This window comes from Microbispora sitophila, assembly GCF_014892245.1.
In the GTDB taxonomy this organism is placed as follows: Bacteria; Actinomycetota; Actinomycetes; order Streptosporangiales; family Streptosporangiaceae; genus Microbispora; species Microbispora siamensis.
Genome location: NZ_JADBGC010000018.1, coordinates 46,259 through 62,479 on the forward strand (window position 1 = coordinate 46,259; position 16,221 = coordinate 62,479).

The following is a 16,221-nucleotide window of genomic DNA, read 5'->3' on the forward strand; positions in this document are numbered from 1 at the left end:
GCCGAGGTTCTGATGGACGACCGACAGCGCCTCGACCAGGCGACTGCCCACCTGGAGCCGCCCTTCGCCGTCCTCGACATGGACGCGCTCCGGTCGAACGCGGCCGCCATGGTGCGCCGGGCCCGGGGCAAGCCGATCCGGGTCGCCAGCAAGTCGATCCGCTGCCGGTCGGTGCTCGAACGGGTCCTGGCCATGGACGGCGTCTCGGGCATCATGGCCTTCACGCTGCCCGAGGCGCTGTGGCTGGTCTCCACCGGCCTGCGGAACGTGCTCGTGGCCTACCCCACGGCCGACAGGACCGCGCTGCGCGCCCTGGGGTCGGACGACGTCGCGGCACGGGAGATCACCGTCATGGTGGACTCGCCCGAGCATCTCGACCTGATCGAGAGCCTGCGGCTCCCCCACCGGATCCGGGTGTGCCTGGACATCGACGCGGGGTTCGTGGCCTTCGGCGGCGCTTTCCGGGCGGGCGCGCTGCGGTCGCCGATCCGCGAGCCCGAGCAGGCCGCCGAGATCGCCGCGCACATCGCCAAGCGCCCCGGGCTTCGGCTGACCGGGCTCATGGCGTACGAGGCCCAGATCGCCGGGGTGGGCGACGACGCCCCCGGGCCGTACGGCCGCGCGGTGCGCTGGATGCAGGAGCGGTCGCGCCGCGAGCTGATCGTGCGGCGCGGCCGGATCGTGCAGGCCGTACGTCAGGTCGCCGACCTGGAGTTCGTCAACGGCGGCGGCACGGGAAGCATCGAGAAGACCGCCGCCGAGCGGGCGATCACCGAGGTCGCGGCGGGCTCGGGGTTCTTCCATCCCCGGCTGTTCGACTACTACCGGGGCTTCACCGGCCGTCCGGCGGCGCTGTTCGCCCTGCCGGTCGTGCGCAAGCCGGCTCCGGACGTCGTGACCGTGCTCGGAGGGGGCTACCCCGCCTCCGGGGCTCCCGGGCCGACCCGGCTGCCCCAGCCGTACCTGCCGGCGGGGCTCAGATACCACCCTGACGAGGGGGCGGGTGAGGTGCAGACGCCCCTCCTGGGGGAGGCCGCGGCCGACCTCCGCCTCGGCGACCGCGTCTGGTTCCGCCACGCGAAGGCCGGGGAGCTGTGCGAGCGCTTCGCCACTTTGCACCTCGTCGAGGGCGACCGGGTTGCCGAGGAGGTCCCGACCTACCGCGGCGAGGGCAGGACCTTCCTGTGACGGATCGCCCGGCCTTGTGACCGGCTCTGCGTTCCCGCCCCCGCCGGAGACAGGGACGCCGCCGTGGACCGTGTCACGGCGGCGTCGTCCCGCGGCGGGGTCAGCGGGAGCGGCGGCGCAGCAGCACGATGGCCGCGCCGACGACGACGACCACGCCGATCCCGATCAGCACCGGAGCGATGTTGGGCGCCGGATATTCCGCGGGCTGCTCGCCTTCGCCATCGGCCGGGGCGTACGTGCGCGGCCCCAGGACGATGTCCTCCATGGACGCGACGAAGTCGCGCGCGTTGGCCTTCGCCTTCTCGACGCCGCGCTCCGCGACCCGCTTCGGGCTCACCCGGTCCGCGATGGCGTCGACCGTGCGAGCGAGCTCCGCCCGCGTGCGCTCGATCTTCCGTTCCAGCGCATCGGGATCGGTGTCCGCCATGCGATCCCCCTCCTGTGGTATTCGTGTGTGATCAGTCTGCCAGGTCCGGCGGTCGCCCCGCACAGCGGCTGAGCCGGTAGTTTGGTTGACGCTTGCCCGCCTATCGCCGCGGGTCACCTTTTCCGGAGGACGTGATGAGCAAGCTCCAGCCCGGCGACGCCGCGCCGGACTTCACCCTGACCGACGCCGACGACAACGAGGTCTCGCTGGAGTCGTTCCGCGGCAAGCGGGTCATTCTGTACTTCTACCCGGCGGCCATGACCCCTGGATGCACGAAGCAGGCCTGCGACTTCCGCGACAACCTCGGCGCGCTGACCGAGCAGGGCTTCGTGGTGCTGGGCGTGTCCAAGGACAAGCCCGCCAAGCTGCGGCAGTTCCGCGAGCGCGACGCGCTCACCTTCCCGCTGCTGTCCGACATCGGTCTTGACGTGCACAAGGCGTACGGGGCGTACGGCGAGAAGACGAACTACGGCAAGACCGTGATGGGCGTCATCCGCTCCACGTTCGTCATCGACCCGGACGGAAAGGTCGAGAAGGCCCTCTACAACGTGAAGGCCACCGGTCACGTCGCTCGGCTTACGAAAGAGCTGGGGATTTCCTGACACATCCCTTTCGTCACGCTCCCGGAATTGTCGGCCACGGCCGATAAATTCCGGGGCATGGCGAAGTACAAGTACACCCCGGAGTTGCTCGCCGACGCGGCGGCCGCCGCGAGCAGCATCGCCGACGTGTTGCGCTATCTCGGCATCCCATGCTCGGGCGGCGCCCACGCCCACATCAGCCGCCGCCTCAAGCGCTTCGGCATCGACACATCCCACTTCGGCAGGCCCTCTCCGGACAAGAGCGCCCCGACATCCCGGCGATACCTGCCTGTGGAGATCCTGGTGCTGCTGCCCCCGGGATCCGGTCGCGAGAAGCCTCGCAAGCTCAGGCGGGCGCTACAGGAAGTAGGAGTCCCATACGTCTGCGCAGACTGTAGGATAGGCGGCGCCTGGCAGGGTCGGCCGCTGACATTGCACATCGACCACATCAATGGCAATTGGCTGGACAACAGAAGAGAGAATCTGCGATTCCGCTGCCCGAACCGTCATTCTCAGACGGAGAATTTTGCAGGCAGAGGAAGAGGAAAAGGGGTCGTAGCCCAATCGGCAGAGGCAACGGTTTTAGGTACCGTACAGCGCGAGTTCGAATCTCGTCGACCCCACTGCGAATCAGAAGACAATGGCGAGCGGCGAAATCGTTGGAGAATTCGAAATTCGCCGAATTCCGAGCGGCCGGCGCTCGCGAAGTTGAACCTGATGCTCGGGGCCGATGATCTGTCCTTCCTGGAGCGGTTCGTGTCTACCGGAGGAGCGCGCTCCCGGACCGCGGCGATCCGCACGGCCATCGCTCTGCTTCGCGCGCAGAGCGAGCGGGAGTGACCGTCGTGGGGACTCTCCGCACACTCGGAGCGGCTCAGTTGTCCGTCCACGGCCGCCTGCTGTTGGGGCTTTTGTCACTCGATGTCCCTACTGTGCCCGGCATGAGACGCTTTTCGATCACTCTGAGCGCCGCGGCCATGGCCGTGGGGTTGGCCTCATCCGCGCTGTCGTCCCCCGTGCTGGCCGCTCCCCGGCCCGCCGACTTCGGCCAGGCGACGCTCACGGGTTTCGCCGTCCTCCCTGCCCAGACCTTCGTCCCCGGCAGCGAGCCCTCGGGTTCGGCCATCGGGGCCGGGCCGTTCAACGGCATTACCGCGCCCTTCCCGGGGCAGCCCGTCCAGGGCTTCAGTGGAGTCGTCAAAAGAGGCGACGGCACCTACGACGTGCTGTCCGACAACGGCTATGGGAACAAGGCCAACAGCGCCGACTTCCTGCTGCGCGTCCACCGCGTCGAACCCGATCTCAGGACCGGGAAGCTGGAGGTGCTCGGCGGGTTCAACCTGAGCGACCCGGACAGGCGCGTGCCGTTCGCCCTGACCCGGTCGGACCGGGTGCTCACCGGCGCCGATTTCGACGTGGAGTCGATCGTGCGGTCGTCCGACGGCACCTACTGGATCGGCGACGAGTTCGGCCCGTTCCTGCTGCACTTCTCATCCTCCGGGCGACTCCTCCAGGCCCCGATCCCGCTGCCCGGCGTGATGGCGCCGGAGAACCCGAACCTGAACGGCGGGCAGCCCAACACCCGCAGCAGCAAGGGGTTCGAGGGCATGGCCCGCTCGGTCGACGGCCGCCACCTCCACCCGCTGCTGGAGGGGACGGTGGACGGCGACACGCCCGGCGACCTGCGCATGTACGACCTCGACCTGCGCACGGGCAGGTACGCCGCGACCTGGTGGACCTACCGGCTGGAGTCCTCCTCGAACGCCATCGGTGACGCGATCGCGGTCGACGACCACCGCTTCCTGGTCATCGAGCGGGACAACGAGCAGGGAGACGCCGCCGCCTTCAAGCGCATCTATCTGGCCGACACCGCCGATCGGGACCACGACGGCCGCATGGACAAGACCCTCGTCGCCGACCTGCTGAACCTGGCCAACCCGAAGGGCATCGGCGGCTTCGGCCGGACGTTCCGCTTCCCGTTCCAGACGATCGAGGACGTGGCCCTGCTCGACGACCGCACTCTCGCGGTGCTGAACGACAACAACTTCCCGTTCTCGTCCGGCCGCACGGCGGGCAAGGCCGACAACGACGAGTTCATCACCGTACGGCTCTCGCGTCACCTGCACGCCGACCGGCGCGCGCTCCAGTGATCGGCCGGGCGACAAGCCCGGGGACGTTGTTCGTCCGCTGACCGCACGGATCTCATGAACGGGGGAAACCCGTAGGCGCGCGCCGGCCCCTCCGCCGGCGCGCGCCTACGGGGAAGCCAAGCCTCAGCCGGGCGCCTGGCAGCGCACTCCGGCCTCGGTTTGCCTGCACCAGGGCGGCAGATTGTCCTGGGACTGCGGCGCGTCCTGACCGTAGCCGCGGGGGAAGAAACGCTGCCGGTCGCCTCCGCCGTCCCAGCTCGTCCCTGCGGCCGCCCGGTCCCAGACCATGCCGGTGACGGCCACGATGCCACCGCCGAGGAGCGCTCCGACGATCGCGGACGCGAGGCCGACGGCGACGAGTTGCCCGGCGTGTCCGCGGGGCAGCCGGCCCGCCAGGCGCGTGGGGAAGCCGGGCCTCGGGGCGGGCGCGAACCGCGGTCGCGGGTCCTGCCAGCCCGGGGCCTTCCATCCCGCGCCGCCGGGACCGAAGGCGTACCCGCTGCCGATCGGAGGCCCGCTCGCGGGTCCCTGCCCGGGTCGGCCCGGGCCCGCGGGGCCTGTCCACGTCGAATGCGGCCCTGCCGGGCCCGGCATGTTCCCGGGGCCGGTCCAGGCCGAACCCGGCCCCGCCGCCCCGGGCGTGCTCCCCGGGCCGGTCCAGGCCGAACCCGGCCCCGCCGCCCCAGGCGTGTTCGCCGGGCTGGTCCACGGTGATGTGGGAGTGTTCCGAGGAGGCAGGGGCGCGGTCGGCCCGTTCGGCCCAGCCGGCCCGGTTGACGAGGCGGACCCGGCCGGCGCAGGCGACGCGACCTGCTCAGTCCCGACCGGCCCGGTGGGCGCGCCCGGCGCAGCGGGCTCGGCCGACCCGCCGGTCGCGGTCGGCTCGCTTGACCCGGCCGGCCCGGTCTCCGGCTCCGGGCGCGGGCCGCGCGGCTCGTCCCCTGCGCCGCGCGACCCCGCGTCCTGATCCGACATCCAACTCTCCCTTACCCGCTTCACAGAAGCGTTCCCGGAGACAAGGATGCGCCGTGATCCGTAAGAACGGCGTAAGCCCGGCGGGCGGCTGCGACCTGAGTCGTACCGCCGTATCCACCGCAAGGGTGAGACCTTCCTGAGCAGCCGATACATAGGGTTGGGTACGTGTTCGGCAGACTGCGCGCCTGGACCCGGCGCCACAGCAAGCTCGTGGACGCGCTCACGGTCTCCCCGCTGGCGCTGTTGAGCCTGATCACCGTCGAGGCGTTCGGCCGGACCGGCTCGCTCGGGGCGCGGCAGGTCGGCGTGCCCGGGTTGCTGCTGCTGTCGGCCGCGCTCATCGTTCCGCTGACCTGGCGCCGCGACCACCCCCGTGAAGTGTTCGCGGTGGTCGCCGCCGTCAGCTTCGTCCAGTGGCTGCTCGACGTCATCGTCCTGCCCGCCAACATCGCGGTGCTCGTCGCTGTGTACGGCGTCGCCTCGCGCTGCACGCTGCGGTGGGCGCTGGCCGCCGGGGTGGTCGCCGAGTTCGGGCTGCTGCTGGCGATGCTGCGCTGGTCTCCCGACGCCGGGCAGGCATGGCCGTCGTCTTCGGCCTTCATCGTCGCCGTCTGGATCGCCGGGATCTACGCCAACACCCGCCGCCGCTACGTGGAGGGGCTGGTCGAACGCGCCGAGCGGGCCGAGCGGGAACGCGACCAGCAGGCGCGCATCGCGGCGGCGGCCGAGCGCGCCCGCATCGCCCGCGAGCTGCACGACGTGGTGGCGCACAACGTCAGCGTGATGGTCGTCCAGGCGGACGGCGCGGGATACGCGATCGACGGCGACCCCGAGCAGGCGCGGCGCGCGCTGCAGGCGATCTCGGCGACCGGGCGGCAGGCGCTGGCCGAGATGCGCAGGCTGGTGGGCGTGCTGCGGCAGGACGCCGGCAGCCCTGCCGAGGAGTACGCTCCGCAGCCCGGCGTGGCCCAGCTCGGCGACCTGATCCGGCAGGTCAGGGACTCGGGGCTGCCAACCGAGTTCACCGTCTCCGGCACCGCGCAGACGCTGCCCGAGGGCGAGCAGCTCGCCGTCTACCGGATCGTGCAGGAGGCGCTGACGAACGCGCTCAAGCACGGCGGTCCGGGCACGCGGGCCTGGGTGGAGATGACGTACGGCAGGGGTGCGATCGAGCTGAGGATCAGCGACGACGGCAGGGGCGCCGCGGCGCCGCGCCCGGTCGGGGGCCACGGGCTGATCGGTATGCGGGAGAGGGCGGCGATGTACGGCGGGAGCGTCGATGCGGCCCCTCGGCCGGGAGGCGGGTTCCGGGTGGTCGTCCGGATTCCCGTCGGGGTGGCCGCGTGACACGGCCGTCCCCCGGCCGCGCTGTGCGGCCGTCCGCGATGACCCGGCTGTCTCCCGACCGCGTACGGTTACGGGGATCACGGCGATGACGAGCGGAGCGGAGCGGCAGTGATACGCGTCATGCTGGTCGACGACCAGGAACTGGTGCGGACCGGGTTCCGGATGGTCCTCGGGGCGCAGCCGGACATCGAGGTCGTGGGCGAGGCGGCCGACGGGCTGGCGGCCGTCGAGGCGCTGCGCACGGTCGAGGCGGACGTGGTCCTCATGGACGTCCGCATGCCGCGGATGGACGGCGTGGAGGCGGCCCGCGTCATCTGTGCGGCGCCGGAGAGCCCCAAGGTGCTGATCCTGACGACGTTCGACCTCGACGAGTACGCGTTCGCCGCGATCAAGGCGGGCGCGGCGGGGTTCCTGCTGAAGGACGTGCCGCCGGCCGAGCTGATCAGTGCGATCCGGTCGGTCCACTCGGGGGACGCGGTGGTCGCGCCGAGCACGACCCGCCGTCTGCTCGACCGCTTCGCCGTGCTCCTGCCGGAGGGCGACGCGCGGCGGCAGGACGCGGGCGTGCTGACGGCGCGGGAGCGGGAGGTGCTGGTCCAGGTGGCCCGCGGCCTGTCGAACTCGGAGATCGCGACGCGGCTGCATCTCGCCGAGGCGACCGTGAAGACCCACCTCGGTCGCATCCTGGCCAAGCTGGGGCTGCGCGACCGGGCCCAGGTGGTCGTCTACGCGTACGAGACGGGCATGGTCTCCCCCGATCATCCGCGGGGCTGAGTCCCGGATACCTCACAAGTCGCACACGCCCCGGCGGGCCCGTCCCGGGGCCGCATGCCGAGAACGTCCGCGAGGCCGAGGAAACGCCCTGATCACGGCCATAGCGTGGCGTCATGACCACAACAACTGAGGTTCGCACCGCGGTCGTCGCGCGGGGACTGACGAAGGTGTACGGACAGGGCGTCGCGGCGGTGCACGCGCTGCGCGGCATCGACGTGGGCTTCGCCGCGGAGGCGTTCACCGCGATCATGGGGCCGTCCGGCTCCGGCAAGTCCACGCTGATGCACTGTCTGGCCGGATTGGACACCGTGACGGACGGTCAGGTGAGCATCGGCGGCGTCGAGATCACCGGTTTGAACGACAAGCAGCTCACGCTCCTGCGGCGCGAGCGCGTCGGGTTCATCTTCCAGGCGTTCAACCTGCTGCCGACGCTGACGGCCGAGCAGAACATCCGGCTCCCTTTGGAGATCGCGGGCCGCCAGGCCGACCAGGCGTTGTTCGACCGTGTGATCGAGACGGTCGGCCTGCGTGACCGGCTCAGGCACAAGCCGAGCGAGCTGTCGGGCGGCCAGCAGCAGCGCGTCGCCGTGGCGCGGGCGCTCATCAGCAAGCCCGAGGTGATCTTCGCCGACGAGCCGACCGGCAACCTCGACTCGCGCAGCGGCGCCGAGGTGCTGGCGTTCCTGCGCAGGTCCGTACGCGAACTCGGGCAGACGATCGTGATGGTGACCCACGACCCCGTGGCGGCGTCGTACGCCGACCGGGTGGTCTTCCTCAGGGACGGGCTGCTGGTGAGCGAGGTCCAACGGCCGACGCCGCAGACCGTGCTCGACACGCTGATGGCGCTGGAGGCCTGAGCCGTGTTCAAGACCACCCTCACCGGGCTTCTGGCGCACCGCCTGCGCCTGGTGCTCACGTCCCTGGCGATCGTGCTCGGGGTCGGCTTCATCGCGGGCACGTTCGTGCTCACCGACACCATCGACGCCGGGTTCACCCAGTCGTTCGCTGCGGACGCCGACAAGGTGGACGTGGTGGTGACGCCCAAGGACGACGCCGAGCCCGACGGGAACCTGCCCGAGAGCGCGCTCGCCGCGATCAAAGCGGTGCACGGCGTCAAGGACGCCCAGCCGATGGTGTCCGGGGACGCGCCGCTGATCGGCAAGGACGGCAAGGTCGTGGGGGACTTCCCCACCGCCGGGGTGTCCATCCCGGCGAGCCGCATCAAGATCACCTCAGGCAGGGCCCCCTCCGCCACCGGCGAGGCGGTGCTCGACAAGAACACCGCCAAGACGCAGGGGCTCGCGCCCGGAGCCACCGTCACGGTGCTCGACCGGGCCGGCAAGCGACAGGAGTTCCACCTCGTCGGCATCTTCGACGTGGGCCTCGACCAGAACCTCGCCTACCGGGGAGCGGTCGCCTTCACTCCCGACACGGCTCGGCGCGTCACCGGCGCCAAGGGCTTCACCGAGATCGACGTCGTCTCCTCAGGACCCTCGCCGGAGAACCTGCGTACGGCCGTCGCGGCGGCCGTGGGCGACGCGAAGGTCGTGACCGGGCGGGAACGCGCCGACGAGGTGGCCAAGCGCAACCACATGGACACGTCCTTCATCCGGCTGGGCCTGCTGCTGTTCGGCGCGGTCGCGCTGCTCGTCGCCGCGCTCGTGATCTACAACACCTTCAACATCCTGGTCGCGCAGCGGATGCGCGAGATGGCGCTGCTACGCTGCATCGGCGCCACCAAGCGGCAGGTCTTCGGCTCGATCGTGCTGGAGTCGGCCGTGGTCGGCCTGCTGTCGTCGGTGCTCGGTCTGCTGACGGGCCTCGGCCTCGGGGCCGCCGCGGTCGCCGTGCTGCGGGCCGTCGGAACGGACATCCCCACGGGCACCGTGAGCCTGTCCCCGCAGACGATCGCCGTCGGCATGTGCACCGGCGTCGTCGTGACGATGGCCGCCGCCCTGCTTCCGGCGCGGCAGGCCACCCGCGTGCCGCCCGTCGCGGCGCTGCGCACGCAGGTCGAGGAGCACGCGTTCCGCACCGGGGTCGTACGGGTGGCCGTCGCCGCCCTGTTCCTGCTCGCCGGGGCCGGCCTCACGGCGGCGGGCGTGCTGCAGAAGCCGGGCCAGGCGGCGCTGCTGACGGTCATGGCGGGCGGCGTGCTCGTGTTCTTCTCGGTGCTCATCCTCGGCCCGGTGATCGTACGGCCGCTGAGCGGGCTGGCCGGCTGGGTGCCGGCGCGGCTGTTCGGCGTGCCGGGACGACTCGCCGTGGACAACTCGCGGCGCAACCCCAAGCGGGCGGCGACCACGACGGTGGCCCTGACCGTCGGCGTGACGCTGATGACGTTCATGGCGGTCCTGACCTCCACGGTGCGGACGACCGTGAACGGCCAGCTGGACCAGCAGTTCCCCGCCGACTACATCCTGTCCGCGCAGACGGGCACGATCCCCCGCTCTGTCGCCGACACACTGCGCGCGAGCCGCGACCTGGCCGCGGTGACCGAGTTCCGCGGGAAGAAGGCCAAGGTGAACGGCCGCGAGTTCGAGGTGGGTACGGTCACCCAGTCGGCCATCGGCACCGCCATCAAGCCGGAGGCGTCGTCCGGCACCATGGACGGCTTCGGCGCGGGCGAGGTCGCGGTGGCCGACAACGTGGCTCAGGACCTCGGCGTCAAGGTGGGCGACACCGTGACCGTCGCGTCAGGCGGGCAGCGGACCCCCCTCAAGGTCGTGGCGGTGCTGAAGGCCGACGTGTCCCTGCTGCCGCCGTTCACCATGGCGGAGCAGGCGTTCGAAAGGCACTTCGGCAGGGTGGACGACGCGCAGGTCCTGGTGGACGCCGCCGACGGCGTGGCCCCCGAGCGGGCACGCAAGGTCGTGGACGACGCCACGGCGGCCTATCCGGCGGTCAAGGTCGGCAGCACCACCGAGATCCGCGGCCAGTTCGACGAGGCGATCGACTCGATCCTCATGATCGTCACCGGGCTGCTGGCCCTCGCGATCGTGATCTCACTGCTCGGCATCGCGAACACGCTGTCGCTGTCGGTCCACGAGCGCACCCGCGAGTCCGCGCTGCTGCGCGCCCTGGGCCTGACCCGGCCGCAGCTGCGGGGCATGCTCTCGGTCGAGGCGCTGGTCCTCGGCCTGGTGGGCGCGATCGTCGGCGTGGTCCTCGGCACCGCGTACGGCTGGGCGGCGACGTCGACGCTCACGGAGAAGGTCTCGTTCCAGCTTCCGATCGGACAGATCCTGATCTTCATCGCCGCCTCGGGCCTGGCCGGAGTGCTCGCCGCGGTGCTGCCCGCCCGCCGTGCGGCCCGGGCCTCGGTCGTCGGGGCGCTGGCCGCCTCCTGACCGCCGCTCCCCCGGCCGCGTCCGGGCCGGTACGGCGGCCGCCCGGGCCGCCCGCGCGAGCGGGTGACCCGGGCGGCGGGCCGGAGCACACACGCCGCCCCCCGGCCACACGACGCCTGACGATCGTCACCCGGAGACCTGCGGCGAGGAGGGGGTGCCGGAGCGGGTCGGGGCCCCGGGCAGGATCCGGCGGAGGTGATGGTCGACGATCGCGGCCGCGTCGTCGACGCCGAGTTCCCCGAGCAGCACCCCGTCGGCGAGGCCGCGCGCGAGACCGAGCAGCGCGTGGGCCTCCGCGCGGGGATCGACGTCCGAGGCCGGGCCGGAGGCCGCCAGCAACGCGGCGATCTCACGATGGACGGCGTCGCCGCCGGCACGATAGAGGGCGCGGATCTCCGGGTCGCCGACGGCCATGCTCAAGAACGCGTGCCCGGCGAGCAGCGGGACCACAGCGGTCACGCCCAGTTCGACGATCGCGAGCAGCACGCACCGCAGTGTGTCCGCCGGACCGCGAGCGTCCCGGACGGCCTCGCGAACATTGCGCTCGATCTCTCCTCTCAGGACATGGGCGCTGGCGCGCAGCAGATCGGCCTTCCCGGCGAAGTAGTGCTGCACGAGCCCCTTGGAGACGCCGGCCTCCTGTGCCACCTGCCCTATGGTCACTCCGGCCAGGCCGTCTCGCGCGCACAGCCGCAGCGCCGCCTGGGCGATCTCCTCCCGCCGAGCCGCGTGGTCGACCTGCTTCGGCACGGCCCGCCCCCTCTTTCGCGATACGAACGTATTGTGGTAACGATGCAATACGATCGTACTGCCAATGGCGAACGGAGGACCCGTACGTGAACGACCTCGTGCGGCCCAACATCGGAGCAGAGTTCCGCCGGCGGCGTCTCGGGCACTTCCGGGACGCGCCGGCCTACGTGCGCTACCGGCGGATCTACGAGCAGGCCATGGCCGACCTCCCGGCGTACGACGGACTCCAGGACGTGCCGACCGGCTTCGGGACCGTCCGCGCCTACCGTTTCGGCGCGGACGGCGCCGATGGGGGAACACCTCTCCTCCTGCTGCCGGGACGTACCGCGTCCACCCCGATGTGGGCGCCGAACCTCGCCGGTCTCCGCGCCCCTGGCCGCGTCGTCTACGCGATCGACCTGCTCGGCGAGCCGGGCCTCTCGGTGCAGTGCAGGCCGTTCGCGAGCGCGGCCGACCACGGCGTGTGGCTCGCCGAACTCCTGGCCGGGCTCGGCCTCGACCGGACGCACCTGCTGGGAGTGTCGATCGGCGGGTGGACCGCCTTCCGGCTCGCCATGCACGCCCCGGAGAAGGTCGCCTCCTTGAGCCTGCTCGATCCCGCCTGCCTGTTCGGCCGGATCACCTGGAAGGCGGTCGCCGTCTCGCTGGGAACGGTGGGGCCGCTCCCCGAGCCGTGGCGCGTGCGACTGCTGCGCTGGATCTCCGGCGGAGCCGGCGTCTCCGACGACGAGCCGGTCGCCGCCCTGATCTCGTCCGGGATGCGGGACTTCGCCGCCTTCCTCCCCCCACCGGCGTACCCCTCGGACGAAGAGGTCGCCGCGGTCGACGTACCGACCCTCGCGGTGATCGCCGGGCGCAGCATCATTCACCATCCGGGCAGGGCCGCGGAACGCGCCCGTCGGCTGCTCGCCCACGGGGTCGTCGAGCTGTGGCCGGATGCCTCCCACGCCCTCAACGGCGAGTTCCCCGAGCGGGTCGCCGCCCGGGTCCTCGACTTCATCGACCGGCTCGACGCGGACGACGCACTCCGCCGCCACTGACCGTCGTCGCCGTCGGGCCCGTGCTCGCCGCACGGGCCGTCACAGGCGGCGGCCCTGGCGGTCGATCACCACCGCGAAGACCCCCGTGACGTCCTCGTACGGCGGTTCCACGGCCATGTGACCTCGTTGGGCGTCGATCCACAGGACCTCACCCCGGCAGTTGACGGCGTTCCACGCGTGGCTGCCTCCGCCGGCCCAGCGGGTGATGAGGACGGCGGCGGCACCGTGACCGCCGAAGATCAGCCGTTGCGCGATGGCCACGTACGCCCGGCGGCCGTGGCCCACGTATTCGAAGCGGTGCCCGAGCCACTCCTCGGCGCGGGCGACGCCCCCGGTCTCCCCGGTGAGCAGCGGGCGTCCCGACCCGTCGTACTCCGGCTGCCTGCGTGCCGCCACGACGGGCTCGCCGTGCCATGTGGACATCACCGACAGCGCGCAGTCGACGGCGTTGTTGGACCTGAAGGCGTCCTCCGTCGGGCCTTCGGCGTTGATCAGGCGGATCCAGGTGCCGCGCGGGTCCGGGAAGCGCCCGCTCACCGCCTGCGCGAGGCTCACCTGGCCGTCCTGATCCGCCTCGGCCAGGCCGCCGGGCCTGCCGTACGGGCGGGTCTCCTCCAGCCGTCGCGGGCGGCCCGGGCCGTCCAGCCAGTCGCGCTCGGTCTCGTCGTGCAGCACGGCGGACCAGAAGTCGTCGGCGTCCGCGAGTTCGCCCACCTCGGGACCGTCGTCCACGGCCATGCCCGGCTGCGCGGGAATCCTCGGCGCGGGCGCGGTCTCGGCGAGCCACACGTCCGGTCCGGTCTGAGCCGCGACGTCGTGTCCCGCCTCGGATAGCGGCGCGGATAGCGGCTCGCGCGCCGGATCGCCGTCGACGGCCGCCACGGCCGTTATGGTCTCCTCTTCCGCGGCGCCGTCCCGCGTCCCGGCGGGGGCGATTTCCAGATGATCAGTGCTTTCCAGGTGATCAGTGCTTTCCAGGTGATCTGGGGGCTCGGCCGGGTCCTCGACGTCGTCCTCGTGCCCCGCGTCGTCAACCCCGGCGTCGGCTTCGGCGTCGTCCGACTCCACCCCGGCGGCCCCGCGCTCCTCCACAGGCGCGAGGTCGCCGGACTCCCCCGCGCCCGAGTCGTTCGAGCCGGGCTCCCCCAAGCCCGAGTCGTGCGAACCGGGCTCCCCCAAGCCCGAGTCGTGCGAACCGGGCTCCCTCGAGCCGGACTCTTCCGCACCGGACTGTTCCGGGGCCGACGGCGAGCAGCCGGGTGCGGCGTCGGTGGCGGTCGCTGCGGTAGCTTCCGCGGCGATCTCCCCGGCCGCCGCCTCTTCCGCCGTCTCCCGGGCGTCCCCGGCGTCTTCGAAGTCTCCGAACTCCTCGGAGCCCTCGGCGTCTTCCGGATCCGCCGTGTCCCCGATGTCCCCATTGTTCCCGGCGTCGGCGGGCGTCACGGCGGGAACGGCTTCCCGGAGGTCCGGCGACCCTGCCTCCCGGGCGTCTGGCGACCCCGCACGCCGCCCGATCGGCGCCGCCAGGCCGTGGCCCCCGCGTCCCCCGCTCTCGCCGTTCCTGGCGGCCGGCACCACCGGCATGGTCACGGTGTCCACGCCCAGCGGCAGCGCCGCGAGCCGCACTTCCAGGCGGCGATCCTCCAGCGAGGGAGCAGGCGCCTCGGCGGCCTGCTCGTAGTCCCGCCATCGCCGGCCGTCGGCCGTCACGACCGGGTTGTACACACCGGACGGCAAGCGCCACCTCGCATGCCGGCGCGCCCTCTCCTGGTTCACGCGCTTGGCCCCCCTCCTCGCGCACATCAGGGTGCCGATGGTAGGGGCGAGCCGTCCGGGGCACGGCGGGTTTTCCCAACTCCAGACCCGGCTCTCCACCGGGAAGCCGTGCGGGGGCGGTCAGCGGGCCGTGACGGTGACGGTGTGGAGGCCGGTGGCGCCGTCGGGGGCGGGCGGGGCCTCGTCCGCGGTCTGGGTGTAACCGGTCGCGTCGGTGGCCCGCACGGAGATCGCGTGCCGGCCCGGCGTCAGGTCCAGGTCGAGCGACCACTGCCGCCAGGTGTCCGGGCCGGGGGCGTCGGCGAGCCTCGCCTGCCGCCACGCGCCGCCGTCCACCCGCACCTCGACCGCGTCGACACCGCGGTGCTGGGCCCACGCGACGCCCGCCACGGTCGCACGGCCCGCCGTGACCTCGTCCCCGTCACGGGGCAGGTCGATCCTGGACTGGGTCTTGATCGGCCCCCGGGGGGCCCAGCCGCGCGGCGTCCAGTAGGCCTCGTCCCGGTCGAACCGGGTGACCCTGATCTCGGTCACCCATTTCGTCGCCGACACGTATCCGTACAGTCCGGGCACGACCTGGCGGACCGGGAAACCGTGGGCCTCCGGAAGCACCTCGCCGTTCATGGCGACGGCGAGCAGCGCGTCGCGGCCGTCCATGACCACGTCGACCGGTGTGCCACAGGTCCAGCCGTCCTCGGAGACGCTGAGCAGCATGTCGGCCTCGCGGCGGATCCCGGCCTCGCGCAGCACGTCGGCGAGCCGGGCGCCGAGCCAGCGGGCGTTGCCCGCGTACGGCCCGCCGACCTCGTTGGACACGCACGTCAGCGTGACGTCCGCCTCCGTCAGCGGGCGTTTGAGCAGGTCGGCGAAGGTCAGCTCGACCGGCCTGTCCACCAGCCCATGGATCTTCAGGGTCCAGCGGGCCGGGTCCACCGACGGCACGACGAGGGCGGTGTCCACGCGGTAGAACTCCGCGTTGGGCGTGACGAACGGCGTGAGGCCGGGGATCCGCAGGTCCGCCCCGACGGGGATCGGCGCGGCCGGGCGCGCCGCGCGCGGCAGCATCCTGGCGACGCCGCGCCGGGCCAGTTCGGCGTCCTTGCTGCCCGACAGCAGCCATCCGCCGAGACCGGCGACGCCCGCCACCGCGACGCCCGCGGCCGCCCCGGTCAGGAGCCTGCGCCGGTCGAAGGCGGACTCCGTTCCCGCCCGCATGACGACCGGCACGGCGGGGCCGGGCTCCACCGCACGGCTCTCCTCCCGAACGCTCCCGCCCCTTGTGCTCTCGGCCCTCGTGCTCTCGGCCGGCACGGCCGCTGCCAGTGGCGTTTCGCTCATGCCCTGGTCGGCGGCCCGGCTGGCGGCCACGTAGTCCTCCTCGCCGTTGCCCATGGCACGGCGCGTCAGGCGCGACAGGGTCCAGGCGCCGGCCGCGGCGCCCGCGAGCGAGGGCAGGATGTGCGCCGCCCCCGCGTCCGGCCGGGACAGCGCGGCGGCGGCCCCGACGAGGCCGAACAGGGCCAGTCCCAGCGTGCCGTACGCCGTCCGGCGGCGGGCGAGCAGGCCGAGACCGGCGGCGACGAGGGCGAGCACGACGACGATGCCGCCGAGCAGGACCGGCTTGTCGTTGGAGCCGAAGCTGCGGATCGCCCATTCCTTGAGACCGGCGGGCGTGGCGTCGACCATCGCGCCGCCCACAGCGACGACCGGCGCGGCGCCGGGGTCGATCAGACCGGCGACGATCTGGGCCGCCCCGAGCGCCACCGCGCCGGCGACGAGGCCGGTCAGCGCGGCCGCCCAGGCGGGCATGCGGGTGCCTCCTGCGTTCACGTTCCGAACGCTACGCCCGCCCGCCCTCCGGGG

General features: G+C 72.5%; 14 protein-coding genes and 1 tRNA gene. 10 read left to right on the forward strand and 5 right to left on the reverse strand.

Annotated elements, in window-relative coordinates:
* The first annotated feature begins 12 nt into the window (after window positions 1-12).
* Entirely contained in the window at window positions 13-1,188 is a 1,176-nt protein-coding gene (locus IL992_RS29780) for an amino acid deaminase/aldolase (RefSeq protein ID WP_193206685.1), read from the forward strand.
* A gap of 100 nt (window positions 1,189-1,288) precedes the next feature.
* Here IL992_RS29780 and IL992_RS29785 read toward each other — a convergent pair whose 3' ends face one another.
* The gene (locus IL992_RS29785) at window positions 1,289-1,615 is read right to left on the reverse strand and encodes a DUF3618 domain-containing protein (protein WP_193206686.1); all 327 of its coding nucleotides are present in this window, start codon (window positions 1,613-1,615) and stop codon (window positions 1,289-1,291) included.
* A 134-nt stretch (window positions 1,616-1,749) separates the two neighbouring features.
* Between IL992_RS29785 and bcp the strand changes: the two genes are divergently transcribed.
* From bcp to IL992_RS29805, 3 genes are all read left to right on the forward strand, one after another.
* Complete coding sequence (gene bcp, locus IL992_RS29790; protein ID WP_193206687.1) at window positions 1,750-2,217, forward strand: thioredoxin-dependent thiol peroxidase; 468 nt, start codon at window positions 1,750-1,752, stop codon at window positions 2,215-2,217.
* A 528-nt stretch (window positions 2,218-2,745) separates the two neighbouring features.
* Window positions 2,746-2,819: transfer RNA gene (locus IL992_RS29800), tRNA-Leu, on the forward strand.
* A gap of 318 nt (window positions 2,820-3,137) precedes the next feature.
* On the forward strand, window positions 3,138-4,346 hold the full coding sequence (locus IL992_RS29805) for an esterase-like activity of phytase family protein (protein WP_193206688.1): 1,209 nt from the start codon (window positions 3,138-3,140) through the stop codon (window positions 4,344-4,346).
* Between the two features lie 123 nt (window positions 4,347-4,469).
* On the opposite strand, the gene IL992_RS29810 is transcribed toward IL992_RS29805, so the two are convergent.
* Window positions 4,470-4,940, reverse strand: a complete 471-nt coding sequence (locus IL992_RS29810; protein WP_193206689.1) for a hypothetical protein — start codon at window positions 4,938-4,940, stop codon at window positions 4,470-4,472.
* On the opposite strand from IL992_RS29810, the gene IL992_RS29815 reads away from it, so the two are divergent.
* From IL992_RS29815 to IL992_RS29835, 5 genes are all read left to right on the forward strand, one after another.
* Window positions 4,939-5,313: a hypothetical protein gene (locus tag IL992_RS29815; RefSeq protein ID WP_193206690.1), complete on the forward strand. Its 375-nt coding sequence runs from the start codon at window positions 4,939-4,941 to the stop codon at window positions 5,311-5,313. The two genes, IL992_RS29810 and IL992_RS29815, sit on opposite strands and share 2 nt — an antisense overlap.
* Before the next feature lie 173 nt (window positions 5,314-5,486).
* On the forward strand, window positions 5,487-6,668 hold the full coding sequence (locus tag IL992_RS29820) for a sensor histidine kinase (RefSeq protein ID WP_193206691.1): 1,182 nt from the start codon (window positions 5,487-5,489) through the stop codon (window positions 6,666-6,668).
* A gap of 108 nt (window positions 6,669-6,776) precedes the next feature.
* Window positions 6,777-7,442 (forward strand): response regulator transcription factor, encoded by a 666-nt coding sequence (locus IL992_RS29825; protein WP_319018917.1) that lies wholly within the window; start codon window positions 6,777-6,779, stop codon window positions 7,440-7,442.
* Between the two features lie 113 nt (window positions 7,443-7,555).
* On the forward strand, window positions 7,556-8,299 hold the full coding sequence (locus tag IL992_RS29830) for an ABC transporter ATP-binding protein (RefSeq protein ID WP_193206693.1): 744 nt from the start codon (window positions 7,556-7,558) through the stop codon (window positions 8,297-8,299).
* Between the two features lie 3 nt (window positions 8,300-8,302).
* Window positions 8,303-10,792, forward strand: coding sequence for an ABC transporter permease (locus IL992_RS29835; RefSeq protein ID WP_193206694.1), 2,490 nt, complete (start codon window positions 8,303-8,305; stop codon window positions 10,790-10,792).
* Between the two features lie 126 nt (window positions 10,793-10,918).
* On the opposite strand, the gene IL992_RS29840 is transcribed toward IL992_RS29835, so the two are convergent.
* A complete protein-coding gene (locus IL992_RS29840; RefSeq protein ID WP_193206695.1) occupies window positions 10,919-11,542 on the reverse strand; it encodes a TetR/AcrR family transcriptional regulator in 624 nt (207 codons plus the stop codon).
* Window positions 11,543-11,628: 86 nt separating this feature from the next.
* On the opposite strand from IL992_RS29840, the gene IL992_RS29845 reads away from it, so the two are divergent.
* Window positions 11,629-12,582 (forward strand): alpha/beta fold hydrolase, encoded by a 954-nt coding sequence (locus IL992_RS29845; protein ID WP_319018918.1) that lies wholly within the window; start codon window positions 11,629-11,631, stop codon window positions 12,580-12,582.
* A 39-nt stretch (window positions 12,583-12,621) separates the two neighbouring features.
* On the opposite strand, the gene IL992_RS46700 is transcribed toward IL992_RS29845, so the two are convergent.
* Window positions 12,622-14,319 (reverse strand): toxin glutamine deamidase domain-containing protein, encoded by a 1,698-nt coding sequence (locus tag IL992_RS46700; RefSeq protein WP_226874025.1) that lies wholly within the window; start codon window positions 14,317-14,319, stop codon window positions 12,622-12,624.
* Between the two features lie 159 nt (window positions 14,320-14,478).
* Window positions 14,479-16,188, reverse strand: coding sequence for a molybdopterin-dependent oxidoreductase (locus IL992_RS29855; RefSeq protein WP_319018919.1), 1,710 nt, complete (start codon window positions 16,186-16,188; stop codon window positions 14,479-14,481).
* Between the last annotated feature and the right edge of the window lie 33 nt (window positions 16,189-16,221).

What these genes read in the sequence shown, in the direction of transcription:
- IL992_RS29780 (WP_193206685.1), top strand. Translation starts at nt 13, where the DNA reads ATGGACGACCGACAGCGCCTCGACCAGGCGACTGCCCACCTGGAGCCG.
- IL992_RS29785 (WP_193206686.1), bottom strand. Translation starts at nt 1,615, where the DNA reads ATGGCGGACACCGATCCCGATGCGCTGGAACGGAAGATCGAGCGCACG.
- bcp (WP_193206687.1), top strand. Translation starts at nt 1,750, where the DNA reads ATGAGCAAGCTCCAGCCCGGCGACGCCGCGCCGGACTTCACCCTGACC.
- IL992_RS29805 (WP_193206688.1), top strand. Translation starts at nt 3,138, where the DNA reads ATGAGACGCTTTTCGATCACTCTGAGCGCCGCGGCCATGGCCGTGGGG.
- IL992_RS29815 (WP_193206690.1), top strand. Translation starts at nt 4,939, where the DNA reads ATGTTCCCGGGGCCGGTCCAGGCCGAACCCGGCCCCGCCGCCCCGGGC.
- IL992_RS29810 (WP_193206689.1), bottom strand. Translation starts at nt 4,940, where the DNA reads ATGCCGGGCCCGGCAGGGCCGCATTCGACGTGGACAGGCCCCGCGGGC.
- IL992_RS29830 (WP_193206693.1), top strand. Translation starts at nt 7,556, where the DNA reads ATGACCACAACAACTGAGGTTCGCACCGCGGTCGTCGCGCGGGGACTG.